Origin of the sequence: Veillonella sp. HPA0037, assembly GCF_000411535.1 — a bacterium.
Taxonomy (GTDB): Bacteria; Bacillota; Negativicutes; order Veillonellales; family Veillonellaceae; genus Veillonella; species Veillonella atypica.
Genome location: NZ_KE150483.1, coordinates 133103 through 158447, shown reverse-complemented (window position 1 = coordinate 158447; position 25345 = coordinate 133103). Strand labels below are relative to the sequence as shown.

Annotated in this window: 24 protein-coding genes; 2 read left to right on the top strand and 22 right to left on the bottom strand. The window is 36.4% G+C overall.

What is annotated here, in order from left to right; genetic code table 11:
- Window positions 1-32 precede the first annotated feature (32 nt).
- The 9 genes from gmhA to HMPREF1477_RS00680 form a co-directional block, all read right to left on the bottom strand.
- Window positions 33-602 (bottom strand): D-sedoheptulose 7-phosphate isomerase, encoded by a 570-nt coding sequence (gene gmhA, locus HMPREF1477_RS00720; protein ID WP_005381034.1) that lies wholly within the window; start codon window positions 600-602, stop codon window positions 33-35.
- Entirely contained in the window at window positions 602-1528 is a 927-nt protein-coding gene (locus HMPREF1477_RS00715; protein ID WP_016475467.1) for a dipeptidase, read from the bottom strand. The genes gmhA and HMPREF1477_RS00715 overlap by 1 nt, the downstream gene beginning before the upstream one ends.
- A 9-nt stretch (window positions 1529-1537) precedes the next feature.
- The gene (gene nrdR, locus HMPREF1477_RS00710) at window positions 1538-2011 is read right to left on the bottom strand and encodes a transcriptional regulator NrdR (protein WP_005379058.1); all 474 of its coding nucleotides are present in this window, start codon (window positions 2009-2011) and stop codon (window positions 1538-1540) included.
- Between the two features lie 339 nt (window positions 2012-2350).
- A complete protein-coding gene (locus HMPREF1477_RS00705; protein WP_005383880.1) occupies window positions 2351-5797 on the bottom strand; it encodes a pyruvate carboxylase in 3447 nt (1148 codons plus the stop codon).
- 293 nt (window positions 5798-6090) lie between these two features.
- Entirely contained in the window at window positions 6091-7389 is a 1299-nt protein-coding gene (locus HMPREF1477_RS00700; RefSeq protein ID WP_016475466.1) for a M18 family aminopeptidase, read from the bottom strand.
- Between the two features lie 135 nt (window positions 7390-7524).
- Window positions 7525-8925, bottom strand: a complete 1401-nt coding sequence (locus HMPREF1477_RS00695; protein WP_016475465.1) for an anion permease — start codon at window positions 8923-8925, stop codon at window positions 7525-7527.
- A 93-nt stretch (window positions 8926-9018) separates the two neighbouring features.
- Window positions 9019-9852 carry an Mrp/NBP35 family ATP-binding protein gene (locus HMPREF1477_RS00690; RefSeq protein WP_005383883.1) on the bottom strand — a complete coding sequence of 278 codons (834 nt, stop codon included), beginning with the start codon at window positions 9850-9852 and terminating at the stop codon, window positions 9019-9021.
- Between the two features lie 184 nt (window positions 9853-10036).
- On the bottom strand, window positions 10037-11230 hold the full coding sequence (locus HMPREF1477_RS00685; RefSeq protein ID WP_005380789.1) for a PLP-dependent aminotransferase family protein: 1194 nt from the start codon (window positions 11228-11230) through the stop codon (window positions 10037-10039).
- A 43-nt stretch (window positions 11231-11273) separates the two neighbouring features.
- On the bottom strand, window positions 11274-12011 hold the full coding sequence (locus tag HMPREF1477_RS00680) for a TVP38/TMEM64 family protein (RefSeq protein ID WP_005380858.1): 738 nt from the start codon (window positions 12009-12011) through the stop codon (window positions 11274-11276).
- A gap of 170 nt (window positions 12012-12181) precedes the next feature.
- On the opposite strand from HMPREF1477_RS00680, the gene HMPREF1477_RS00675 reads away from it, so the two are divergent.
- Complete coding sequence (locus HMPREF1477_RS00675) at window positions 12182-12574, top strand: thioesterase family protein (protein WP_016475464.1); 393 nt, start codon at window positions 12182-12184, stop codon at window positions 12572-12574.
- A 40-nt stretch (window positions 12575-12614) separates the two neighbouring features.
- On the opposite strand, the gene HMPREF1477_RS00670 is transcribed toward HMPREF1477_RS00675, so the two are convergent.
- The 3 genes from HMPREF1477_RS00670 to HMPREF1477_RS00660 all read right to left on the bottom strand — a co-directional run bounded on the left by HMPREF1477_RS00670 (window position 12615) and on the right by HMPREF1477_RS00660 (window position 16303).
- Window positions 12615-13733: an IS256-like element ISVesp1 family transposase gene (locus HMPREF1477_RS00670; RefSeq protein WP_016475463.1), complete on the bottom strand. Its 1119-nt coding sequence runs from the start codon at window positions 13731-13733 to the stop codon at window positions 12615-12617.
- A gap of 298 nt (window positions 13734-14031) precedes the next feature.
- Window positions 14032-15054 (bottom strand): branched-chain amino acid aminotransferase, encoded by a 1023-nt coding sequence (locus tag HMPREF1477_RS00665; protein ID WP_016475462.1) that lies wholly within the window; start codon window positions 15052-15054, stop codon window positions 14032-14034.
- Between the two features lie 43 nt (window positions 15055-15097).
- Window positions 15098-16303, bottom strand: coding sequence for a hypothetical protein (locus HMPREF1477_RS00660; RefSeq protein WP_016475461.1), 1206 nt, complete (start codon window positions 16301-16303; stop codon window positions 15098-15100).
- Between the two features lie 159 nt (window positions 16304-16462).
- On the opposite strand from HMPREF1477_RS00660, the gene HMPREF1477_RS00655 reads away from it, so the two are divergent.
- A complete protein-coding gene (locus HMPREF1477_RS00655; protein ID WP_016475460.1) occupies window positions 16463-17128 on the top strand; it encodes a fumarylacetoacetate hydrolase family protein in 666 nt (221 codons plus the stop codon).
- 113 nt (window positions 17129-17241) lie between these two features.
- On the opposite strand, the gene HMPREF1477_RS00650 is transcribed toward HMPREF1477_RS00655, so the two are convergent.
- The 10 genes from HMPREF1477_RS00650 to HMPREF1477_RS00605 all read right to left on the bottom strand — a co-directional run bounded on the left by HMPREF1477_RS00650 (window position 17242) and on the right by HMPREF1477_RS00605 (window position 25338).
- Window positions 17242-17739 carry a methylated-DNA--[protein]-cysteine S-methyltransferase gene (locus HMPREF1477_RS00650; RefSeq protein ID WP_016475459.1) on the bottom strand — a complete coding sequence of 166 codons (498 nt, stop codon included), beginning with the start codon at window positions 17737-17739 and terminating at the stop codon, window positions 17242-17244.
- A 102-nt stretch (window positions 17740-17841) separates the two neighbouring features.
- Window positions 17842-18621 carry a protein-ADP-ribose hydrolase gene (locus HMPREF1477_RS00645; protein ID WP_016475458.1) on the bottom strand — a complete coding sequence of 260 codons (780 nt, stop codon included), beginning with the start codon at window positions 18619-18621 and terminating at the stop codon, window positions 17842-17844.
- 111 nt (window positions 18622-18732) lie between these two features.
- Window positions 18733-19500 (bottom strand): antibiotic biosynthesis monooxygenase family protein, encoded by a 768-nt coding sequence (locus HMPREF1477_RS00640; protein ID WP_016475457.1) that lies wholly within the window; start codon window positions 19498-19500, stop codon window positions 18733-18735.
- An 11-nt stretch (window positions 19501-19511) separates the two neighbouring features.
- Entirely contained in the window at window positions 19512-20852 is a 1341-nt protein-coding gene (locus tag HMPREF1477_RS00635) for a radical SAM protein (protein WP_016475456.1), read from the bottom strand.
- 21 nt (window positions 20853-20873) lie between these two features.
- The gene (locus HMPREF1477_RS00630) at window positions 20874-21359 is read right to left on the bottom strand and encodes a prolyl-tRNA synthetase associated domain-containing protein (protein WP_016475455.1); all 486 of its coding nucleotides are present in this window, start codon (window positions 21357-21359) and stop codon (window positions 20874-20876) included.
- Window positions 21360-21420: 61 nt separating this feature from the next.
- Window positions 21421-22443, bottom strand: coding sequence for a DMP19 family protein (locus HMPREF1477_RS00625; protein WP_016475454.1), 1023 nt, complete (start codon window positions 22441-22443; stop codon window positions 21421-21423).
- A 56-nt stretch (window positions 22444-22499) separates the two neighbouring features.
- Complete coding sequence (locus HMPREF1477_RS00620) at window positions 22500-24014, bottom strand: SMI1/KNR4 family protein (RefSeq protein WP_016475453.1); 1515 nt, start codon at window positions 24012-24014, stop codon at window positions 22500-22502.
- 31 nt (window positions 24015-24045) lie between these two features.
- Window positions 24046-24516: a hypothetical protein gene (locus HMPREF1477_RS09795; RefSeq protein ID WP_016475452.1), complete on the bottom strand. Its 471-nt coding sequence runs from the start codon at window positions 24514-24516 to the stop codon at window positions 24046-24048.
- A gap of 50 nt (window positions 24517-24566) precedes the next feature.
- A complete protein-coding gene (locus HMPREF1477_RS00610) occupies window positions 24567-24926 on the bottom strand; it encodes a hypothetical protein (protein ID WP_016475451.1) in 360 nt (119 codons plus the stop codon).
- Complete coding sequence (locus tag HMPREF1477_RS00605) at window positions 24919-25338, bottom strand: hypothetical protein (protein ID WP_016475450.1); 420 nt, start codon at window positions 25336-25338, stop codon at window positions 24919-24921. The genes HMPREF1477_RS00610 and HMPREF1477_RS00605 overlap by 8 nt, the downstream gene beginning before the upstream one ends.
- Between the last annotated feature and the right edge of the window lie 7 nt (window positions 25339-25345).

Sequence of the window (25345 nt, the reverse complement as noted above, 5' to 3'; positions counted from 1 at the left end):
TCAAGAAATCTGTGATTTCTTCCCTATCTCGATTAATAATCTTCTTCAATAAGTTCGCAAATGATATGACCAGCTAAAATGTGCATTTCTTGAATACGCGCCGTAACAGTACTTGGAATAGCTAGTGTAAGATCGCATAATTCTGCCAATTTACCGCCACCTTCACCGGTGAAAGCAATCGTGTGCATACCTGTATTTCGTGCCATTTCCACGGCTTTCACAACATTTTTTGAATTACCCGATGTAGAAATACCGATAAGTACATCCCCAGAACGGCCTAAGCCTTCAACTTGTCGCGCAAACACTGCATCATAGTCATAATCATTGGCAACAGCTGTCAAAATAGATGTATCTGTGGTAAGCGCAATGGATGCAAGAGAGCGGCGTTCTTTTTTAAAACGTCCAATAAGTTCTGCTGCAAGATGTTGAGAATCCGCAGCGGAACCACCATTACCACAGAATAAAATTTTATTGCCACTATTCAAAGCCACAATACAGCGGTTAGCAATTTCTTGAATAACATCCATCTGATCCATTGTTTTACTAAACACATCAAGATGGTCTGTAAATCGATCCGCAATGATTGGATTTATATCTGTCATTATAAAATCTCCTTTAGTAGGCGATCCGCGTTTTTCCAAAATAGTTTTTCCGTTTGTTCTTCTGAAAGCCCGGCGCCTCGAAATGCATCATACAAACGATGCATATCTGAAATATCCTCAATTTCTGTATTTGGCTTGATACCATCAAAATCAGTGCCTAGAGCGATTACATCTTCACCGCCCTTATTGATGATATACAATCCGTGCTTCACAATATCATCGATGCGACTGATAGGTGAAGTCCCTAAAAAGGATTGAGCAAAGTTCAAACCAATAACGCCACCCTTTTCACCAATTAAACGGATCAAGTGGTCCGGCAAATTACGACGATGAGCTGTCACTTCTCGCGCATTAGAATGAGATGCAATAAAAGGCACATCAAGAATATCGCCTAATTGTTCTGTTCCCCCATCATTAAGATGAGAACAATCAACAATCATGCCTAATTCTTGCATCCGTTCTACAAATGCAATGCCTGTTTCAGTCAATTTCTTATGAGGGTCTCCTGTATTAGGTTCCCCCAATTCATTAGGATAGTTCCAGGTCAATGTAATAAGTCGAACACCATCAGCGTAAGCCTTGTCTAACTTAGCTAAATCGCCTCCCAGAACGCCCCCCTCTTCAATGGATAATAAAGCTGCTACTTTATGATTTTCATAACACGCTGTAATATCATCATAAGAACGCACATGACTGATATAGTCGCTATATTTTTGTATCTGACTATCGAACAATTGGCGCATAGATTCGTATCTACCATACGAATCGTCTTGTTCCTCTAAGTCTACAAATAATGCAAAATCCTGTAGTCGACTATGACCTTTTATGAGACGTTCTATATCAATTTTCCAATGATTGGAAAATAAATCACCATCATGAGGGTGATCGATTAATTGCATTATCGTATCACAATGTAAATCAATCATATATTCACGCTATTTCTTTGCTTTTTTAGCATCTAATTTTTTTAATGCTTTAAGTTCAGCCATAAAGCTATCAATATTATCAAACTTTCGATATACAGAAGCAAAACGTACATATGCAACTTGGTCGATATCTTTTAGTTGTTGTAATACAAGTTCACCAATACGATCTGTAGAAATCTCTTGGTTTACTTCATTGCGAATGTCGCGCTCTACATTATTGACCACTTCTTCCATAACGGACATAGGAACTGTTCGTTTGTCACAAGAACGCAACAAACCATTTAACAATTTACCACGGTCGAATAATTCACGGCGACCATTCTTCTTTGCTACCATGAGTGGTACTTCTTCGATGATTTCATAAGTAGTAAAGCGGCGTCCACAATTAATACACTCCCGACGACGACGGATACTGTTTCCTTCATCTGTCGTTCTTGAGTCTGTTACCTTCGTGTCTGTATGTTGGCAATAAGGACATCTCATTGGCTAATACTCCTTTTCTAATCAGTCATTTATCATGAAAAAGGCACAATACACCTATTTTCTTATACCTTATATACTACCATATTTAGTAGGAAAAGTACAAAAAGAACCATATAATGATACTTAATAGTACCGACTTGTCTAAATCTTTTTCATTTAGTATACTATTGTTAATCATAAACTGACTAACACTCACTTGTCCGCTCGATTGGACGTTATTGACTGTTAGTTGGTTTATTTTTTTATTATATGATAAAATTTAGAAAGTCCCCCATATAATACAAAGGAGTATTATATGGGGGACTTTTTTTATGCACTTACGTGCTAAATCGTATTAAATTAACGTTTAATAGCATCTTCAATGTGTAACAAGCAATCACCGGATTCGATACGGCTACCTTCACGAACAAGAATTTCTTCAACGATACCACCGATAGGAGCTGTAATTGTTGTTTCCATCTTCATAGCTTCTGTTACGATTAATGGTTCACCTTTAGTTACGGATTGACCTTTCTTAACTAGAATCTTAACAACGGAACCAGACAACGTAGCACCAATTTCACCAGGGTTGGATTCATTTACTTTACGACGAACAACGCCAGTTGTTTTAGCATGTTTATCATGAACTTTAATAGAACGTGGTTGACCATTAAATTCAAAGAGAACGATGCGATTACCATCTTCATCAGGATCGGATACACCATTCATCTTGATAATTAATGTTTTACCTTTTTCAATAGTAACTTGAATTTCTTCACCACGTTTCATACCAAAGAAGAATGTTGGTGTATCTAGTACAGATACATTACCAAAGTCTTTAGTAAATTTAGTGTAGTCTTTAAATACTTTAGGATACAAGCAGTATGCACTTACATCTTCATCAGTAGTATTAGCACCCATTTCGTTTAATTCATTACGAACATGTTCGAAATCAGTTGGAGGTAATACAGCACCAGGACGAACAGTAATAGGGCGAGCACCTTTCAAGATGATTTTTTGAAGTTCTTCAGGGAACCCTTGATATGGTGTACCTAGACGACCTTCGAAGAATTCTACTACTGATTGAGGGAAATCAAGAGTATCACCTTTTTCATAGATATCTTTTTCAGTCAAATTATTTTGTACCATGTACAATGTCATATCACCAACGACTTTAGAAGAAGGTGTTACCTTGATGATATCACCAAACATCATATTAACTTGGTGATATACTTTTTTAATGTCTGTCCAACGATCACCAAGTCCAACCATTTTAGCTTGTTGTTGCAAGTTGGAATATTGACCGCCTGGCATTTCATGTTGGTATACTTCTGTATTTGGATATTTTTCAGCTTTATCAACGCCTCTGTAGTAAGGACGAATACTACCGAAGTAATGAGACATTTCTTCCATGTAGTCGATGTTCATTTGTGGTTGACGTTCTGTACCTGCCAATGCATAGTACATGGAGTTCATACTAGGTTGGCTTGTACCATTTGCAAATGCAGAGTAAGCTAAGTCTATTACGTCTACACCAGCATCTACAGCGCGGCCATAGGAGTAAATCGTATTGCCAGAACCTTCATGAGAATGCAAATGAATTGGTACTGTTACAGCGTCTTTCAAAGCGGATACTAAGTTGTATGCAGCTTGAGGTTTCAACAAACCAGCCATATCTTTAATAGCGATAATATTAGCACCTGCATTTTGCAATTCTTTTGCCATTTTTACATAGTAATCAAGATTGTATTTAGGACGATTGCTGTCGAGAATATCGCCTGTGTAGCACAATGCAACTTCAGCAATCTTATTTTGATTGCGAACTTCATCGATGGCAACCTTCATATTGTCAAGGCTATTCAAGCTATCAAATACGCGGAATACGTCGATACCATTTTTAGCGGACAATTGAATGAAATTACGAACTACATTATCAGGATAGGATGTATAACCAACGGCATTAGCACCGCGAATCAACATTTGAAGCAATGTATTAGGCACTTCTTTACGGAACATGCGCAAACGTTCCCATGGATCTTCGTGCAAGAAGCGATAGGATACGTCAAATGTTGCACCGCCCCAACATTCTAAGGAGAATAGATTTGGTACACCTTTAGCGGCATCGCCAGCTACGCGTGCCATATCGATGGTACGCAAACGTGTAGCAAATAAGGATTGGTGAGCATCACGCCATGTTGTATCTGTGAAGAATACTTGTTTTTGGTCAGCCAACCATTTACTGAAGCCTTCTGGACCTAATTCATCGAATTTTTGTTTTGTACCAGGTGCAGGAGATACATCCAGTTTAGATGGCAATTGCATTGGTTCAAAATCAGGCACTTCTTGAGGGCCTGCACCGGAGTAACCATTGATTGTAGTATCCGCAATGTAGCGAAGCAATTTAGTACCACGGTCGCGATCTGGTTTTAATTCGAATAATTCAGGATGGTCTTCAATGAAGTTAACTGTGTAGTTACCGCTTTGGAATTCAGGGTTTTCAAGAACGTTAATCAAGAAATGAATGTTTGTTTTAACGCCACGAATACGGAATTCTTTCAAGCAACGAAGCATTTTACGAATAGTTTCTTCATTGTTAGGACCGAATGCAGTTGCTTTTACCAATAGGGAATCATAGTAAGGTGTTACTACGGCGCCTGTGAAAGCATTACCGGAGTCTAATCGGATACCAAAACCGCCGGAACTACGATATGCCAAGATTTTACCAGTATCTGGCATGAAGTTGTTCTTAGGATCTTCTGTAGTGATACGACATTGAATTGCAGTACCTTTACAAGGAATTTCATCTTGTTCAGGAATGCCTATTTCTGGGCTGTGCAAATCATAGCCTTCAGCGATACGAATTTGAGAATGAACAATATCGATGTCCGTAATCATTTCTGTTACGGTATGTTCTACTTGGATACGAGGATTAACTTCGATGAAATAGAAGGAACCATCAGAAGTTACCAAGAATTCAACAGTACCAGCATTAACGTAGCCAACATTTTTCATGATTTTTACGGCTGCATCACATACGGCTTTACGAGTTTCTAATGGCAATGCAAAAGCTGGTGCCATTTCAACAACCTTTTGGTGACGACGTTGTACAGAGCAATCACGTTCATGTAAATGAACGACATTACCATGTTCATCACCTAAGATTTGAACTTCGATATGTTTAGGTTCAACGATGAGTTTTTCTACGTAAACATCATCATCGCCAAATGCTGCTTTAGCTTCGGATTTAGCGCGGTCATAAGCATCGCGTAAATCTTCTTTGCGGTGAACTTCGCGCATACCACGACCGCCACCACCGTTTACGGCTTTAATCATCAATGGATAGCCGTGAGTTTCAGCAAATTCTTCTAATTGTGCAAAATCACGCAATGCCCCATCAGAACCAGGAATCATTGGAATGTCTGCCAATTTAGCTTGTGTACGAGCATTAACCTTGTCGCCGAACATATTCAAATGTTCTACGTGAGGTCCAATGAAAATGATACCTTCTTCACCGCAACGACGAGCGAACTCTTCGTTTTCGGATAAGAAACCATAGCCAGGATGGATAGCATCAATGTCATGCTCTTTAGCAATGCGGATGATATCTTCAATATCCAAATAGGCATCAACTGGTTTTTTACCTTCCCCAACCAAATATGCTTCATCAGCTTGGTTACGGTGCAAGGACAATGTGTCTTCTTTAGAATAGATAGCTACTGTTTTAATACCCATTTCGTTACATGCACGAAATACGCGGATTGCGATTTCGCCACGATTGGCTACCAAAACGGATTTAATTTTCTTCATAATTGCCTCCTACCGAGTCCTATCGAATGATAGATTTGTGTGCATTGATATACATTGTATGTATGCATATCGAAATACATGTTTTACTTAAACATTTATCACTTTTTTTGATATCCGACTATGAATCAAATATACTTATATTATACAATAATTTTCAGATATTAAAAGCATTAATCATCAATATGGTTATATTTATAAATTATTTAACCTAATATAGAAATTATTCTATTCATTAATTTTTCATATGTATTTTTACATACACCGGATGTGGAATAAGATTATATTTATGTAATTTATTCATCACCCAAGAAATGTTGCATTAAATGATTCAATTGTTCTTGGTCACGAGCCCCCATCGTTTCAACAGCGGAATGCATAGCCAATAATGGTAAGCCAATGTCCATCGTCCGCATTGGTAACATAGCTGATGAAATAGAACCAACAGTTGAGCCACCCGGAATATCAGAACGATTAACATAAATTTGGTAGGCTACATTAGCTTCCTCACAAAGGCCTTTCACAATGGCAATAGCCTTTGCATCGCCTGCATAAGATTGGCTACAGGCCTGTTTTAATGTAACCCCTCCATTGAGTACCGGAAAATTGGTAATATCATTTTTCTCTGGATAATTTGGATGCAATCCATGAGCTACATCAGATGAAATCATGAAGCCACGAGCCACATCTAGATCCATATCATCACGGCTTAATCCTAAACTGCGATACACACGTTCTAATAAGTTTGGCAATAACATTCCTGCTCCGCCTTGTTTAGTACGGCTACCCACCTCTTCATTGTCGAATAGGATTGCACAGCGAATACCGTCAACTTTATTTTTCTTTGCCTCTACAATACCCGCGAGAACACCGAAGCAAGACGTTAAATTATCAAGTCTTGGAGAACTAATGAAATCGAAATCTGTACCAACTAATGCACCTTCTGTTACAGGATAGAGTGTAATTTCATAGGATAGAATTTCAGATGGATCACAATTAATCTCGTCTGCTAAAAATTGATTCCATGCCTCCTCCTCAGATTTTGTCGTATCTCCATCTGGCTTCATCATGATGATAGGTAACATTTCTTTTTGTCGATTCAATGCTACCCCATCATTCACATTACGATTCATATGAATTGCTAAATTAGGAATAATAGCGATTGGCCGCTTCGTATCAAATAAAACGGAATCAACATCATATGGGTTCTCACCTTTTAAAACAACGGTCCCCGCCGCACCTAAAGGTCGATCTAACCAGGTATTTTGAATTAATCCACCATACATTTCAACATTGAGCTTTGTGTACCCTTTTACATCTGTAATAGGATTTGGCTTGACCCGTATAGCAGGAAAATCTGTATGAGCCGATGCAATGCGTAAAGAATGACGATAGTCCTCGCCTATGTGAAAGGCAAATAATGTTGTACCATATACATTAACTACATAATCACCAGATGTTAAATTCCAAGGTTCTTCCAAGGATAACTCTGTAAATCCTGCATCTAATAATAGCTGTAAACTGGTATCTACCGTATGATACGGAGATGTACATCCCTTGATATATTTTATTAATTGAGGATTATCAAATTTCATATGACCTCCTACTCAATTATTACATGCAAATTGTTATGTAATATACATAATCTATTGCCATTGTATCACAAAAACGCCGTCCCACAAGGGACGGCGTCATGTATACATAATCGTATACGTTTATGTAATTGTATGTTACCACATACCGATAACTTTCATCCAAATAGAACCTAATCCTACAAAGATGATTAAGTTGATTACGGATGAGAAGAAACCAAGTTTCCACCATGCATTTTGAGGAACATATCCAGTATTGAAAATAACTGGAGATGGACCTGCAGCATAGTGAGTCAAAGACATACACAAGTTAGATGTAAATGCAATCATCAACAATGTCAACATTGGTGGTGCACCTGCAGAGATAGCAATAGCGGAGAATGCTACGAACATGGCAGAAATATGTGCTGTTAAGGATGCGAATACATAGTGGGAATATGTATTAATAAGTACAGCTATAACGAAGGCAATAATCCAAGATCCTTCTGGAATATAAGCGCCTACAAGTACTGTTGCCCATTTAATGAAGCCCAATTTGGACAAGAAACCGGCAAAGCCCATTAAGGTACCCATCCAAACTAATGTATCCCAAGCACCTTTTTCACTTTTAACATCGTCCCAAACAAGAACGCTAGTAGCAAGCAAAATAGAAATACCTAAGAATGCAACAGTTGTAGCATCAATTTTTGTGAATTGAGAAGTAGCCCATAACACTAAAGCTAAAATAAATACGCCTAGCATAACCCATTCTTGGAAGGACATTTTACCAAGACCTTTTAACTCTTCTTTAATCATTTGTTGTGCTTCACGAGCATCTTTAATTTCAGGTGGGTATACTTTATAAATGAAATATGGCATTATAATCAATGCAATAACACCAGGTACGATGGCTGCCATAGCCCAGTCGCCCCATGTGATACCGATGCCAAAAGATTGAAGCGCTAATGCTGCAACCAATGTGTTACCAGCCATGGATGTTTGGAACATAGCAGATGTAATCGTATTCACTTGATAAATGGATTGCATCAAGAAGGAACCAATTTTACGAGGTCCATCTTGAGGTTCAGAACCGAAAGCTTTTGCCAAGCTTGTAGTAATCGGCATGATAACACCACCTACACGGGCTGTATTAGATGGAGTTGCTGGAGCTAAAATTAAATCAGATAATGCTAATGCATAAGCCAAACGCAAGGAACTACTACCAAAAGCAGCAATCAAATTATACGCAATACGTTTCCCCAAACCAGTTTTAATAAAGCCACGAGAGAATAAGAACGCACCTACGATTAGCCAAATAGCAGAGTTAGCAAAACCAGATATAGCTTCGCCGATTTTCAAAGTACCTGTCAAAGCAGCCACAGTAATTACAACGATGGATACGCCACCAATTGGTAATGGCTGAGTAATAAAGCCTACGATGGTAGCAACAAAAATGGCAAACAAATGCCAAGATTGAGGTGTTAAACCCTCTGGCGTCGGAATAAACCATAGGCCTATACCAAAGACCGCTGGAATAATCCAATTTAACAGTTTTTTCATACACATACCTCCTACATAGGAAAAAAAATTAAACTTTGTATGAAAAAAGCTGTACATCTAAAACTATGCACAGCTTTCATCGTCATATATATCCTACTCAGGCAAAGATACATCCTCTAAATTTGTTTTGTCGATAGACTCAATATCACCTTTATCGCAAAGGTTTGCGATGTTTGGATCAATTGGCAAACGATTCAACAATAAAAGACCGTATTTTTGGAGGATTTCTTCAATGTGGCTTTCACCAAAGATTTGGTAATCCTTACCGTTATCTGGGCAATGGAAGTACGAATAGTTTTCCACTACACCAATAATAGGCACTTGCATTAAATCAGCCATCTTAACTGCTTTTTCAACAATCATGGATACCAAGTCTTGAGGAGATGTAACAATGATGATACCATCCAATTTCAAGGATTGGTATACAGTAATCGCTACGTCACCCGTTCCTGGTGGCATATCAACGAATAAATAATCGATGTCTTTCCAAATAACATCACTGTAGAATTGTTTTACAACATTGCCTAGAATAGGACCACGCCACAATACAGGATCTGTATCATTTTCAAGCAACAAATTAACAGACATTACATCAATGCCATATTGCTTAGTTTTAACAGGATACATACCAACTTCGTCAGCGTAAGCCTTTTCTTTGATACCAAACATCTTAGGAATGGATGGACCAGTTATATCAGCATCAAGAATACCTACTTTATAACCTTTACGAGCCATCGTTAAGGCCATCAAGCTTGTAACGGAGGATTTACCTACACCACCCTTACCGGATACAACACCGATAACATGTTTAACGGAACTCAATTCATGCAATGGCGCCGTCATATCTTGAGGCTGTTGTGCACCACCGCAACCTGCGGATTTGGATGGACAACTATTGCAATCACTACTGCTGCTACCGCAACCCATAGTAAACACCTACTTTCTTCGAGGACTTCCCTCAACAATATATAGTTAGAAAATTATTATCTCATTGTAAATATCGTTCATTGTGAAAGCTCTTTCTACAACTAACACATCATATATTTACAGTGTTATTGTATCATGGTAGTTTAATAATTTTCAATATACCTATACACTTTAAACGACTAAATTATTCACCACAATAGTCCTTTGTAAGAGCACAGAGGATTTCCATCCCCTTCTCAATTTCTGGAATTGTTGGCACCGTATAGCTCAAACGGAATGCATGACCATTTTGTACACCATCCGCTGCAAAAGCACCACATTTAATAATGCCTACATTTTTATTCATGCACGCTTCAAAGAATTCATCACAATCAACAGTATCCGGCATTGTCATCCATGCGAACATACCACCTGTAGGTTGAGTCAAATGAACCTTGGAACTACCTTTGTCTTTAAAGACACGCATCATAGCATCACATTTAGATTTATATACCTTCCGTACATTTTCTAAATGTGCATCATAATCGATGTGGTCTAGTACGTGTGCTACCACCTTTTGTGTAACTAATGGCATTTGTCCCGCCGTATTATTTTTTAGCGCTTGGATAGTGCCGATAACATCTTCTGGGCCCAACAAGAAACCAACACGCAAGCCTGCCGATAATGTTTTAGAATAGGAACCTGCATAGAGAACACGATTTTCCGTATCAAAGGATTTAAATGTCGGTACATGTTCACCAGCAAAACGGATTTCACCATATGGGTCATCTTCATAGATAAACAAATCATATTTTGATGCTATGGCGTAAATCTCTTTGCGACGTTCTAGTGGCATGGTAATGCCTGTTGGGTTTTGGAAATTTGGAATTAAATAGATATATTTCCCCTTGCCTGATTGAGCCGCTTTTTCCAACTCACTTGGAATCATACCGAACTCATCAGTTTTGATACCGACTGCCTTAGCCCCCATATTGCGTACAGAATTGATAGCACTTGTGAAAGTATAATCATCCATGTACACTTCATCGCCAGGTTCACACACAGTAATTGGCACCAAGCCCAATAATTGACCAGCCCCATTAGAAATAATCAAACCTTGACCCTCTAAATTCATATGGTGAACTTTCGATAAACGTTGTAAGGTCAATTCTGCTAATCGCGCATCCCCTTGCATCGGACCATATTGTAATAAACTCATAGGATTATCATGAACGATGAAATCAAAGGCATCTTCGATAACTTTCACAGGAATTGCCTCTGGTGCTGGATTACCAATACCAAAACTGATAAATCCAGGTACACCCACACCACGTTCAAATACTTCACGGATGAAATTAGGCCCTTTTAATATTACGCGTTCAGGAAGTGAAAAACTCATAGTATCGCCTCTTTTATTTTAATTACATAGAAATACATGTTTATTAAGCATTAGGATCATGTTCTCGTTCTGCATTACGTTTATTAATATACCGTTTATATACTTTCCATAAAATGAAATATACAATGGCTGCTACGACGACAATAATACCTAGACGCCCCATATTTTCTTGAAAATTTACAATATCTGTGCCAATAGCAACTTCAAGGGCTGTAGACGGAAATTTACCAATTAAATTTGCTAAAATATAGTCACGCGGTTTAATCTTACTGATAGCCCCTAGCGCAGTGATGACACCAGATGGAAAATAAGGTAATGATCTAGCAAATAACATGACCACAAAACCATTATTACCGGAAAAATCATCAACCTTCATCAATGTGGTACTCTTAGAAATTAGCTTATCCGCCGCATCTCGTAAGAAATAACGCATAATGTAAAAGCTGATGACTACCCCAATGGTTTCAGCGAGCCATGAAATAATAATGCCAGGCCACATACCGAACACAAGACCATTCGCTGTGGAAATAAAGATGGATGGCAAAAACCCTACAGCATTGACAAAAATATCAAGGAGCATGCTCACCACCATGGCCATAGGACCATAGCCTTGAATATACTCGGCAATTTCCTCCATAGAACCACTCGTTGCTAGATGCCACATAGTTGGGTAAAATGTAGGATCTACAATATTAATGATGATTAGTAGTACGACAAATAATACGCCTGCTATTACCTGCACCAAGCCTTCACCAGAAGGCGAAAATTTTCGTTCTTTCATAGTTACCTCGTTTAATAAAACTAGTACTATTATAGCACGGATTCTATAGAGTCTGTATAATTAAGTCTATTTTAGGAATAATAAATTTTATCATTACAAAATTAGCATATATACTCATAAGAGTTGTATAATACAAATATATTCTAGTTCATTACGAAAGAAGGTTTACTATGATACAAGTTGGTCAATCTGCGACAGCAACAGTTACAGTTACAGAATCTAATATTGCAAAAACAATGAAGTCTGGTTCTCTTGAAGTATTCGCTACTCCTGCTATGTGTGCACTTATGGAAGAAGCTGCACAAGCAGCGGTACAACCAGAATTGAATGATGGTGAAGGCACGGTAGGCATCTCCCTATCCATTAGCCATGATGCTCCCTCCCCTATGGGTGCTACAATTACAGCCACTGCTACAGTAACAGCTGTGGAAGGGCGAAAAATCTCCTTTGTCATCGAAGCATCTGATGGTGTTGGAATTATTGGTAAAGGCTCACATGAACGATTCGTCATTAACAACGAGAAATTTATGACTAAGGTCGGTGCACGAAAAGCATCAAACTAAATCGATAGATCCGGGTTATAGGACAAAAAGTGTTGCTATTTTAGTCCCAAAGATTGGTAAATAGGCGATCATAATTATGCAAATCACTCCAAACAATAGCATCACCCCAAGTCGGAATAGAAGCTTCTAACCTAGATTGTTCATGTATGGTATGATATATATCAGAAATACTCTTGTTGGTCGGCATAACCTTAAGTATTTCTGCATTAGAAAGCGGGTTTGGTGAGTGCATATAGCACCACCAGAACACCGCTTTTATTCGTCTTTCAATAGACATTCCTCTATGATTACGTAACATAGTGCGTAACTGAGCATTTACACCACCTTCTATACGATTATTAGTAGCTGGGCAGGTACATGTTAACGATGCATCTAAGTAAGTAAATAAACATCTTTTGTTAATCAATTTAACTAAGGAATTTTCTGCTTTTATAAGTCGTTCATGTTTAGGTCGTATCGTACCGTTTTCATCAACTGTTATTTCTGATAGGAATACCCTATGTCGTACTTTCCATGACATAACGTTTTGTACCCACTTCATAGCATGATCTTGCGTGTGTATTGTTAATAAATCCCTTGCAATTCCATATAACTCACAACCAGCAATCGTTTTAGGACGTATTGTTGTATAGCGTTTTACTTGTTGAAATGCATGAAATAAGCACCTTTGTAGTTTGGCTTTCGGCCAAACTTTTTTTAATGCCTTTTGAAAGCCGGTACCACCATCGGATATAACTACTATAGGTGATGAAATACGTCGTAATAAAGCCTCCCAAGCCTTAGAATGCTCATATCTACAAACATACCAGCCTAAGACATGCGTCTCATTACAACAGATTAAAATACAAGCATTTCTAGCTAAATAAATACCATCAACAAATACCACACTACTTGATGATTCAACTTTTGGTGGTAATGGCCAAAGCTCCCAAAACTGTGATGTTTTTCTACGAAATGAACGTCCATCGCCAGCCATATCTAACTGTGTGTGTTTACCAAATAACCAATCCAAAAATATCTGTAAATTATTGTTAGTTTTATTCACTTTATTTGTGAATGAGCAAGAACATTGATTACAATACCAACGTTGAGAACCCGCATTTGTTTTACCATTTCTCTTACAAACGAAACCACAATTAGGGCATCTGACTAGTTTCATAATTATACTCCTTCTAAAAAATATATCTCTTTAGAAAGATAAAACCTTATTTGAGTCAGTAAAATCAAGGGGTTTCAGACTTTTTAGCAACACTTTTTGTCCTATATGTAAAAGTTACTCAAAAGATAAAATGCCGATGGAGCTAGTATTTAACTAGTTCCATCGGCATTAAGAGCAACACTTTTTGTCCTATAACCCATAGATCCAATCAAATAAATTCTATAAGCGCAAACATCCTCCACAATCTTCTGATTATGGAGGATGTTTTAATATTATATTATTGTATATTACTTAAAGATTAGCAAATCTTAACTACCCAACCTTCTGGAGCTTCGATTTCACCATGTTGGATACCAAGTAATGTATCATATAATTTTTTAGTTACAGGGCCCATATCATCCATGCCAGCTGGTACATTGATAGTGCCTTCTGGAGTATCGATTTGACCTACTGGAGAAATAACCGCTGCTGTACCGCATAGACCCATTTCAGCAAAGTCTTTTAATTCATCTTTATAAACAGTGCGATGTTCTACTTTCATACCAAGATAATGTTCTGCTACATACATCAAGGAACGACGTGTAATGGATGGCAAGATACTATCAGATTTAGGTGTTACTAATTTGCCATCTTTAGTGATGAAGATAAAGTTTGCACCACCAGTTTCTTCTACATGTGTACGAGTAGCCGCATCAAGGTACATGTTTTCTGCATAACCTTTGTTATGAGCATCAGTGATAGCATATAAACTCATCGCATAGTTTAGACCAGCTTTGATGTGACCAGTACCATGAGGAGCTGCACGATCAAAATCAGTGATACGAATTTTGATTGGTTTAGCGCCACCTTTGAAGTAAGGTCCTACTGGTGTAGTAAATACACGGAATTGATATTCATCTGCAGGTTTTACACCGATAACGGAGTTTGTACCCATCATGTATGGACGAATATAAAGACTTGCACCATGACCATAAGGAGGAACAAAGTCTTTGTTTGCTTTCACAACTTCTTTTACAGCTTCAAGGAAACGACCTTCAGGTAATATAGGCATTACAAGGCGTTCCGCAGATTGATTTAAACGCTCTGCATTAAGATCTGGACGGAAACATACAATGTGACCATCTTTAGTGTAGTATGCTTTTAAACCTTCGAATACAGTTTGTGCATATTGGAATACACCTGCACATTCATTAAGAACAACGTTAGCATCAGTAATTAATCCGCCTTCGTCCCATTTACCATCTTTATATGTAGTCAAATAACGGTAGTCGGTTTCTACATAACCAAAACCGAGATTATCCCAATCGATATTCTTGCTCATAACAATAACCTCCATGCTTATTAATATACTTATAATCTTAACACTATGAGCAAGTTATTTCAACATATTCTATAGAGGTCGGAAGTTTATCTATAATAAATTTAGTTCGGTTCAAATCATAAGGTACGTCGTAACGCGTATGATATGAAATAGATTCTACACGACCAGTACGAACCGCATTATCGGATCCAAACGGAACTTTTACAATATCCCCTTCATATATATCATTTCTATCAGTACGATAATAAAATTCCTGGTTTATCTTAAAAATATATACGGAACAATACGTATAAATCCTTCTATCAGATGTATGATTTGATTGTAAAAACTCTTGTAAAGATTTATCTCTTGTATGAGCATGTATAAAATTAATTAGATTTTTATACCAAGTGGGCACATACTGATTAGTTACATTCCCTATAAACAATGTATCCTCTTTATGCGCCCATTTAATACGTACTGTTACTATACCACCACGAGCAGGGTCTCTATCAAGGTCATGACTTTCACTAAGACTAAAGGAATCTAGACTATATAGCGTTTCGCCAATGTGAAAGTCAATATCTTGCTTCAATTGATGAATCATTTGATTATCTACATACTCGCTATGACTATGGCTAGAGTGACCAAATTGCTTACTATTACAATCAATGGAAATAGACGGCTCATTCCAATTAAAATTCAATGTATTTACGTCACCATATTCTTGGTACATATTTTTTTGCACTTCAATATGAATCTCTTGAATTCTATCTTTTTCTCGATTTCCATCAAATAAAAGTAATGTAGGTATACCTAGGATTTGTCTGAATAGTATAGACATGGCCCTCAGGGTATTATCAAAAGGAAATTCATATATAAATTCCTGATCCTCGGTGTTGATGAGCTGCACTTTGACAGCACACTCATCCTCATCATATAGGTCAATATCATCGGAAAATCTACGCCCCATAAGCTCTAATAGATATTGTTTTTTAGATTCGTCAATTGAGTACTCCTTAGTAGTTAAGGATTCTATTTTACCCTCTACAGGTTTCGAGATATGCTCCCATTTAATGCCATAGGTAACACTAATGTCTTCCTTAATAGAAATATGTTGTATCTCTTCAATATAGTAATCTTTACGATTTAATTTCACTTCCTTTGGAACGCCATCTGGTAAATCACCATACCAGCTACCCGTACTTATAATGTCACAAGATACTACGGTACCTATAAATTTATCTGTCACATTTCTATGCATATACATAGGGACTCCTCCTTTTATTACTTTAGTTTAAGTATAACAAACAGGATGTGACAAAAACGCCTCTATATAATTATTTCGTCAAAAATATTCTTTACATACCGATTTATATTATAATTAACTTACGATATATGTATCTCATCTCTTAAGGAGGTATCTCTCATGAAAGAATCTAATAACCATACCCTAATTACTAATCCTAAAAACATTATCTGTATCGGTTTAAACTATACAGACCATATAGAGGAAACTAGTCTTGCTACACATGATTTTCCAGAAATCTTTATGAAAACATCTAATGCATTGGCATCACATCAAGATATAGTTCCCATTCAAGATGAAAATCTTCATTATGATTACGAAGGAGAACTGGTTATCGTCATTGGTAAGGCGGGTAAAAATATATCTCGCGACCAAGCTAAAGAACATATCTTAGGATATACCATAGGTAATGATGTATCAGCTCGTAGCTTGCAGTTTAGAGGCTCTCAATGGATTCTTGGCAAATCCTTAGATAACTTTGCCCCTATCGGTCCTGTTATCGTATCACCTGACGATTTTGATTTTGAAAATGCTACCATTACCACAACAGTAAATGGTGAGGTGCGTCAACAAGCTAAATTAGAACAAATGTTATTTAAACCAGATGCAATCATAGAGTTTGTATCTCAGTATATTACACTACAAGAGGGTGACATTATCTTTACCGGTACACCTAGTGGTGTTGTACTCGGTAAAAATGAAAAACGATATGGTTGGTTAAAATCAGGAGATACCGTATCTATATCGATTAGTGGCATTGGTACCTTAGTAAATCAATTTAAATAGTCCCCCTATATACACCAAAAGAGATTACTTATGATGTGTCTATCCATCATGAGTAATCTCTTTCTTCTTTTTCTATAAGTCTATTTAAATATGATTTTACAATCTAATATGTACTATTTATGTTTCGCTTCAAGATCTAGCAAATATTTCTTGCGTTCAATACCACCCGCATATCCTGTCAATTTACCATTACTACCGATAACGCGATGACATGGAACGATAATAGATATAGGATTATGTCCTACAGCACCTCCTACAGCTTGAGCAGAGAATGTTTCTTTGCCTTGTTTTTCAGCAATCTTCTTACCTATTTCGCCATAAGTTGTCGTTTCACCATAAGAGATAGTTTGTAATATAGACCATACAGACTTACGAAATTCTGTTCCTTCTAATTGAATTGGTGGAGTAATAAATGGTTTTTGACCTTTAAAATATTGGTCTAGCCACATAATGGTCACTTCAAAGGGGCCTGTTAGTTGTTCAATATATTCCGTATCATCATAAGTAGGAGCATGGCTTTCATCTACAAAAAATAAATCTGTTAAATACGTTAATGTACCAAGCATAATCATAGTTCCTAATGGGCTTTCATAGGTGTATTTATAATTCATAGTACATTAACTCCTTATTAAACTAATAAATCTTGTAATACTTGTTGTATATCATTATTAAATGATACAGTATTTTCATGAATTTCAAAAGGAGTATATTATTTATCCCAATAATTTGTTGTAGATGTCATAATCTATATCCTTAAACACATTAAATACCACTTGTATTTTACTATTTGTTTCTTTTAAATATGTTCGTACCGTATCTATGGCAATCTGTGCTGCTTCTTCATTAGGGAATCTAAACTCACCAGTAGAAATACAACAGAATGCAATGGAGTGTAAGTTATAAGCATTAGCTAGTTGCAAACAGTACCGATAACATGATACCAGTTCATTTCTCTCCTTAGCTGTTACCTTCTCATTAATAATAGGTCCAACCGTGTGAATTACATGTTTTGCGGGCAAATTATACCCATAGGTCATACGAGCTACACCTGTTTTCTCTGGCATTTCCATATACTCAGTCATTCTAGCACATTCCATACGAAGTTCAATACCTGCAAAGGTGTGAATGGCATTATCGATACATTTATGATTTGGAGCAAAACATCCTAATAATTGATTATTGGCTGCATTTACAATAGCGTCTATAGATAATCGAGTAATGTCTCCTTGCCACAGATAAATCTGAGTCTCTCGCTCTTCCATATCATTAATGGTTACGATGCCCTTTTCATGGGCCAATATATTTAAATATTCACCCTCTATCTTCATCCATTCAAGAGGCATTCCACCAGCAGGGCGAATATTACATAGAGATCTAAAGAGAGTAAATTGCTCTTCTTCAATCACAGGGATCTCTATATGTTCGTTATGCTTCTCTTTGTATTCTGCTACTAAGCCTTCCACCAAATAGCGTAACCGTTTTTGCTGTGTCATATGTAACCCCTTTTAGTATAAATTATACTTTTACCTATTATAAAACAAAAAACTGCTAGCAAAAATGTATATGCTAGCAGTAACTTTACTGAAATTATATCTTATTCAGTTTTAAGGTCTTACAAACACTTGACCCCCATGGTTAACGAGGATATCCCCTTCTAAAACCTTTGTAGTAACGTTTTGTAGGCTACCTTGGATTTGACTCATCATGAAACGATATCCCGGACTATTTACATGTTTATTGAAAGCTGATTCATCGCTATAAATTTGAATTACATACCAGTGAGTTTTATTATTTCTTTCACGTAATACATAACCTGCCTTATAACCCGCATCATCACGAATAGCACGGTCAATATCTAATTGATATTGTTTTTGTACTGTATCAACTTCATTACCGTCTACTGTAAAATCTGTTAAGGTCACAACAGATTGACCGTCATTAATCAAAGATAACGCATTTGGTTTTTCAATCAATAACAAAGGCTGTACATCATACAATTTACGATTTGTCAGTTTAGAACCAACCTCGTTAATATAGTTTTGGAAATGCTCAGATTTGCGGTGTGTTTCTAAGGCAGCCGTATCTTTATATACCTCCACTACGTATGATTCAGATGGATTACCTTTTACATGAGCTACATTCATAGATAATGTATTAGGCTCGTTAGCCATAGAGGCTGTTAAATTCTGAACACCTGCAGTATTATACGCACCTTGTAATTCAGCAGGCACCTGATAACGATATAAACCTACAATAGGGGCTGTATCTACTTGTTCTTGTTTATCAAATGTGAATGCTGCAAACGATGTGCTAACGCCTAATATGGCAATAGCAGAAGTTAGCAAAATTCGTTTTATCATTCTCTTATTCATTAATAACTCCTTTACATATATCTTGATAATTTTTCAGCCCATAATCCAATACGTTTATAAGTTAAAAGTTCACATACTTTTGATGTAAAATGGCCAAATCTACGATAAAAGAAATTAAAGGTTAAATAGGCTGGTATCGTTCCGATAGTCTTAGGCATACGACGGAATATATTTCTTATGGAATATAACTCTTGATATATCCAAAGATATCCTTCTTCTAATTCCTCTTTAGACATACCAAGCGGCGTTACAACTACATGAGACGTATTGTATTTAGATAAATCATGATCAAAAATTCTATTCTGAGCTTCCATTCTCTTGTAAAATTCAGTCCCCGGATATGGAGTTACAATATGAGAGGTAATGGTATCAATTTTCTGGCTAATAATCCAATCTAATGTATTTTTAAATGTCTCTGGCGTGTCCCCATCTAGACCAAATACAAAGCTAGCATTGACCATAATGCCACGCTTATGTAATTCACTAATAAGTCTTTCAAACTCTTCACGATTGTTTTGCATCTTATGAACACTAGATAAAGACTGAGGACTGATACTTTCAAAACCAATAAATAAACTCTGACAACCAGTTTCTTTCATCAAATCCATTAATTCAGGGTATTGTCCTATTTTCATAGTAACCGCTGCATTCCAGTTTAATTTTAAAGGTTTAATACGCTCTAAAAACTGTTTAGTCCAAGAAATATTACCAATAAAATTATCATCAATAAACATAATATGCTTTGTGCCTAAACTTTTAATATCTGCTAATACATCATCTATATTACGATTTATATATTGATGAGTTCCAGAACTATTATAGCAAAAATCGCATTTATGAGGGCAACTGCGACTTGTAGAAACAACGTTATACCATAAATAATCAGTCTTATCTATCATGTCATATGCAGGCGCTACAATATCATTCCCAGAAGTTAAAGACTTAGATACATATTCAGATTGTAATCTATTATGTTTCATGTCCTCTATAATTTGAGGCCATGTATTTTCTGCAAAACCAATACATAAGCTATCAAATGCATCCTTTGGCACAGAGCTAGATGCAGTGGTAATATGTATACCACCAGCAATAACCTTAACACCTTTTTGTCTATATATAGATGCAATTTCAATAGCTCTAGGTAAAACATCTACAGTAACTGCTATGCCTACTAAGTCAGGCACATCATCAAAATCAATGGGTCTAATATTTTCATTTTCAATTGTAACTTCACAATCATGTCGAATAATATTAGCCACAGTCAATAATCCTAAATGAGGGGACATGCGTATTTTTAAATCTGTATCCATAGGACGTTTTAACATACGCGGTTGAATCAATTTAACTTTCATGTAAAACCTCTTATGTTACATCTATATTGTTATATATTCAATTATTGTACCATGCTCCTCTATAAGCTTAACAAGGTCTTTTCCTTGTAACCACACGGTCGCATCATTTTGGTTAGGATGTATACCGATTAAATTATCCTTATAATCCGCATCAATGTAGTAATGCACCTTACGCTCCTCATCGTGGAGTAAGCAGAATGGTGATACATGACCTGGTTTAATCTTCAAAATCTCCCATAACTCTTCTTCAGAACCAAAGGAAATCTTTTTAAGATTGTGGTCCTTACGGAATTGTTTTAAATCTACACGCTTTGAACCGCGTACAGTAATTAAATAGTAATGCTCCCGCTTATGGTCTCGGATAAATAAATTCTTCGCATCCCATTCTGGATATGGCAGGTCTACATCTGGTTTATCGTCCATACTAAATAGCGGTGCGTGATCCGTAACTTCAAAATCGATATGATGGTTATGCAAACAATCATATACGCCTTGTTTATCTAACATGTAATACCTCTAATACATATATTGTTAGTGAAAGTAGCACTTATATGCTATATCACTACATTTATTCTGGAACTTTATAGGTCCCATCAAATACAAATAATTCAGGATGTGCATGTACGAATGTGTCTTCATAGATTCCATCATATTCATATACCACATCATCTTTTTTATCAAGGAAATCGAACAGTTCATCCTCATTTTCCCAATCTTTTAAAATGTTCCATCGTTCTTCCCTATCAAATGGAACTGAGCCACCAAAATAATCGATGACAGATTGTAAATTATCCGCTAGTATATCCATCCTAAATAGTCGTAAACCTTCTAGAGCATCTTCCCATACAATACCGGAAGAGTTATAGAAGAATTGATGATGACCACCATTATTAACCTCTGCGAAGTACCAAGATATAGCATTAAGATAGCGTTGCTCTAAGGTGAAAGGTTTTGCGGATTCTATATAATCATCATAAGATCCATATATATTGATGGTCCAATACATGGGTTCATTAATGGTCCATACATCGTCTGTAGCCATGATTTCTTGAACCGTGATAGTGCGATGACGAGGTACACCTTTACGTTTCTTCTTTTTCTCTGCTACGTACTCATTATAGGCTGCACATAAATCAGGATAGTCAGCTTCACATGTTTCAAAATCCATTTTCAAATAGCACATATCAATGACTTCAAAACAATACGATTTTATATCATCTAGTTTAGCTTCTGTAGCTAAACGTACACCTTTATCTACTAATCTTAGCATCTGTTGCATAGTATTCGATGTGTACCCGTCACTATTATCCAAGACAAGGGCTCCATACGCATAGGCACAGCGATAATACCACACCGCATCACGATACTCTTCATCAATAGCTTCTAATACCTTAATAGCCTCTTTTTCATTGCTATTATTGTTATAAGCTCTACCAAGCTCACCTAATAGAGGTACAGATAAATTTTCTATACCTACACTAGTTAACACATCAATAATAGTTTCTACTTTTCCCGTATCATTAAGCTCTTTTATAGTTTGTAATTGCTCCGCATCAGAAAATGCTTTAAATTGTTCAACCGTTAATGCCATTATGTCACATCCTATCATATTTCATATATAGTCTTAAAATAAACATTATCTAGAAGCTAGCTACCACAAACAATATAGAATACAGGTATACCGTCTTCGTTATCTATTAGACCATACCCTTCACATTCATGTCCTTCGTATTCGATGCCTTCAAAGAATACGTGATCACCCAATTCTTTATTAGCCATTAAATTATGCAATTTAAAGAGTAATTCTTCTCTAGTAAAATATGTACCATTATCCGCCACAAGATGAGCCATAATTTCTACCTGCCACATACCATCTTCTTTATCGTCTTCAAGTAGTTCTTCATCGGTTACACGTTCATTATCAAAGAGTTGGTCTACACTTTCAATCCAAGCTTCATAGGTTACTAGAATTTCAGGTTCTTCTAATCTATCATCGTCATCTGCTTGATCATCATCTACATATTTCTTTACATTTTCATTGTATTCTTTGGAAAACTCTTCTCTTCTATATGTTTGCTTATTAAATACCCAATGTACTACATCATATGTAGGATAGTTATCCTCTTCGTATTCATTAGCGTCTTCAATATGGTTATCTTCTGTAGTCTCTTTACTATTTTTCTTATCAAAGAGATTCTTAATGGTTTCAAATATCACAGGATAATCCTCCTTGTACTCTTTTGGCTTAATTTGAGTTAATAGATATTTTACAACTTCACAGCACCAACCAAGTTGTTTATCTAAATTGGCTGCTTTCGTCATTTTTATGCCCGTCTCTATTAACTGTAATGCTTTTTGTACATGTTCAGAATCATAGCTTTCACCACACCCTAAAGATGCATGAGCATAGCCACAACGATAATACCAAGACCAATCGCGATGTGCCTCATCTATACGATTAAATAACTCGATAGCCTCTGCTGCACGGCCATTATTGTTATACATACGTCCTAAGGCGCTTAACAATATAGGCGACAAATTATCAATGCCTATGTTAGTTAATAACTCCATCGCACGCTTGATATCGAGGCACTCTTGTTCATTAAGGAGCTTAACCTTTTCTGTATCACTTAATTCTTGAAACTCTTCATCCGTAATTTCTTCTATACTGAAATATAAGTTCTTAATAAAGTCACCAAAATTATCTGCTAACGGCGTAATTGAGTAATCCCCTTCTTGGTCTACACGGACTACCTTAGGTTCACCGGTTGGACCGCACTCACGATAATCAAGGAAAATCATATCATGACCACCGGAAATCGTATCGGCTACAACGATACCGATAGGGGGATATTTTACTTTTGAAATCCAAAACTCATTACCCATCTCACCTAAAAGAGAGTATTTTTTATCTCTATCGATGCCATATATTCCTATTATATATACACAATCGTCATCATCGTTAATAAAACAATTTTTCTTTACTACACCACCATTATGGTTTTTAAGTAGTTCAATATACGCTTTAGGCAATGTATAGCCTAGTTCAGCTTCAGCATTCTTAATATCCTCATCGGTAATCTCTCTACCTATATAGGACTCAAATGCATAATCGGTGTCTTTCCAAAATCCAGTCCAATTGAAATCTTTTAGATTACTCATAATAATCTCTCCTATTTTAAACCGATACAATCTAAATTTTTAAATACTCCTTCATAGAATACGTTTTGATTAAAGCTTTCACCTCGCGTCGTATCAATATGGTATCTACAATATAGGCAATAATTATATAAGGAAATGAATTTATAATCGCTAGAGGCATTAATATGACTGCTGCCCGCAATAGATCTAAAGAATAGGCATACCACGTAATATCTATGGTATTTAAAATGGGTATAACATTGTATATTACCCGTATTTCCCATTGCATTAACGGGTTTAGGTCCTCACTGGTTCCTGCTATCCAAGCGAAAGTAACTCCAAAAATCAAGAAATATAATATACCAATGGGAATTAATATTTTTGCTCTCTTCTTTAATAGATTGCGATAAATTTCATCTTCTTCCTCTGGTGCTATATCATATAACATATTACATTGAATCTGAATCCGTCTAAATCGATAACGAATATACTTATACAAAATGTTATTTGGTGTGTATAGCATAATAGACTCCGCATGTAAGAGAAACAATAACTAAAATATATAAAAATATATCATCCATCTATGGCAAAGTAATGTAAATCTTTGAATTCATCATCCCAAAACACAAAGGAAAAGATGTGTGTATCATCAAATGTTTGCTCACAATAGGTCACAGCATCTCGCTCTGGCTCAATAATAGGCATACCTATCCGTGTTTTCACTTCATCAATAGTGACATCGCCATACCAATCTAGAATTTCGTTATGAATGAAAGTAACAATGGAATCTATATTCTTATGATAATTAGTAGCTAATAATTTAGCAGTATCTACATTAGCATCCGTTGGCTTCTCATCCCAACAAAATTGTATTCCTTCATAGGACCAGGCATATTGCTTTAACAGTTCATCATATATTATCTCATTAATCATTTTCACTATCCTTTACATAGCTTTCCATCTTAGGTCTTAAATCTAGCACGATTTCCCAATCAGCTAATGTTGGAACCTTATGATGTGCAATAAAGTCTTCTATGATCTGTAATACCTCTTGAGGTCCTAGCTCATTTTTACCGTATATAATAGCACCCTGCTCACCATCATTAGTAACACTTATCTCAATATGTAATAAATCAGTATCTTGATCGCTACAAACCTGTACAAAATTATATAATTTATTATCTATGGAGATTGCCTTTGATGGAGAAATAACTACAAAATCTTGCTCTTGATCCTCAATAGCATAGAGATTTTGCTCAACCTCATTCAGTGTAATGCCTTCATATTTGTACTCACCCACATCGATCGACCAATCTGTATATGTTTTCTCAAAGGTATCTGTCATATGTATC

Excerpts from the sequence above, each read along its gene's own strand:
- gmhA (WP_005381034.1), bottom strand. The coding sequence starts at position 602 with ATGACAGATATAAATCCAATCATTGCGGATCGATTTACAGACCATCTT.
- HMPREF1477_RS00715 (WP_016475467.1), bottom strand. The coding sequence starts at position 1,528 with ATGATTGATTTACATTGTGATACGATAATGCAATTAATCGATCACCCT.
- nrdR (WP_005379058.1), bottom strand. The coding sequence starts at position 2,011 with ATGAGATGTCCTTATTGCCAACATACAGACACGAAGGTAACAGACTCA.
- HMPREF1477_RS00705 (WP_005383880.1), bottom strand. The coding sequence starts at position 5,797 with ATGAAGAAAATTAAATCCGTTTTGGTAGCCAATCGTGGCGAAATCGCA.
- HMPREF1477_RS00700 (WP_016475466.1), bottom strand. The coding sequence starts at position 7,389 with ATGAAATTTGATAATCCTCAATTAATAAAATATATCAAGGGATGTACA.
- HMPREF1477_RS00695 (WP_016475465.1), bottom strand. The coding sequence starts at position 8,925 with ATGAAAAAACTGTTAAATTGGATTATTCCAGCGGTCTTTGGTATAGGC.
- HMPREF1477_RS00690 (WP_005383883.1), bottom strand. The coding sequence starts at position 9,852 with ATGGGTTGCGGTAGCAGCAGTAGTGATTGCAATAGTTGTCCATCCAAA.
- HMPREF1477_RS00685 (WP_005380789.1), bottom strand. The coding sequence starts at position 11,230 with ATGAGTTTTTCACTTCCTGAACGCGTAATATTAAAAGGGCCTAATTTC.
- HMPREF1477_RS00680 (WP_005380858.1), bottom strand. The coding sequence starts at position 12,011 with ATGAAAGAACGAAAATTTTCGCCTTCTGGTGAAGGCTTGGTGCAGGTA.
- HMPREF1477_RS00675 (WP_016475464.1), top strand. The coding sequence starts at position 12,182 with ATGATACAAGTTGGTCAATCTGCGACAGCAACAGTTACAGTTACAGAA.
- HMPREF1477_RS00670 (WP_016475463.1), bottom strand. The coding sequence starts at position 13,733 with ATGAAACTAGTCAGATGCCCTAATTGTGGTTTCGTTTGTAAGAGAAAT.
- HMPREF1477_RS00665 (WP_016475462.1), bottom strand. The coding sequence starts at position 15,054 with ATGAGCAAGAATATCGATTGGGATAATCTCGGTTTTGGTTATGTAGAA.
- HMPREF1477_RS00660 (WP_016475461.1), bottom strand. The coding sequence starts at position 16,303 with ATGTATATGCATAGAAATGTGACAGATAAATTTATAGGTACCGTAGTA.
- HMPREF1477_RS00655 (WP_016475460.1), top strand. The coding sequence starts at position 16,463 with ATGAAAGAATCTAATAACCATACCCTAATTACTAATCCTAAAAACATT.
- HMPREF1477_RS00650 (WP_016475459.1), bottom strand. The coding sequence starts at position 17,739 with ATGAATTATAAATACACCTATGAAAGCCCATTAGGAACTATGATTATG.
- HMPREF1477_RS00645 (WP_016475458.1), bottom strand. The coding sequence starts at position 18,621 with ATGACACAGCAAAAACGGTTACGCTATTTGGTGGAAGGCTTAGTAGCA.
- HMPREF1477_RS00640 (WP_016475457.1), bottom strand. The coding sequence starts at position 19,500 with ATGAATAAGAGAATGATAAAACGAATTTTGCTAACTTCTGCTATTGCC.
- HMPREF1477_RS00635 (WP_016475456.1), bottom strand. The coding sequence starts at position 20,852 with ATGAAAGTTAAATTGATTCAACCGCGTATGTTAAAACGTCCTATGGAT.
- HMPREF1477_RS00630 (WP_016475455.1), bottom strand. The coding sequence starts at position 21,359 with ATGTTAGATAAACAAGGCGTATATGATTGTTTGCATAACCATCATATC.
- HMPREF1477_RS00625 (WP_016475454.1), bottom strand. The coding sequence starts at position 22,443 with ATGGCATTAACGGTTGAACAATTTAAAGCATTTTCTGATGCGGAGCAA.
- HMPREF1477_RS00620 (WP_016475453.1), bottom strand. The coding sequence starts at position 24,014 with ATGAGTAATCTAAAAGATTTCAATTGGACTGGATTTTGGAAAGACACC.
- HMPREF1477_RS09795 (WP_016475452.1), bottom strand. The coding sequence starts at position 24,516 with ATGCTATACACACCAAATAACATTTTGTATAAGTATATTCGTTATCGA.
- HMPREF1477_RS00610 (WP_016475451.1), bottom strand. The coding sequence starts at position 24,926 with ATGATTAATGAGATAATATATGATGAACTGTTAAAGCAATATGCCTGG.
- HMPREF1477_RS00605 (WP_016475450.1), bottom strand. The coding sequence starts at position 25,338 with ATGACAGATACCTTTGAGAAAACATATACAGATTGGTCGATCGATGTG.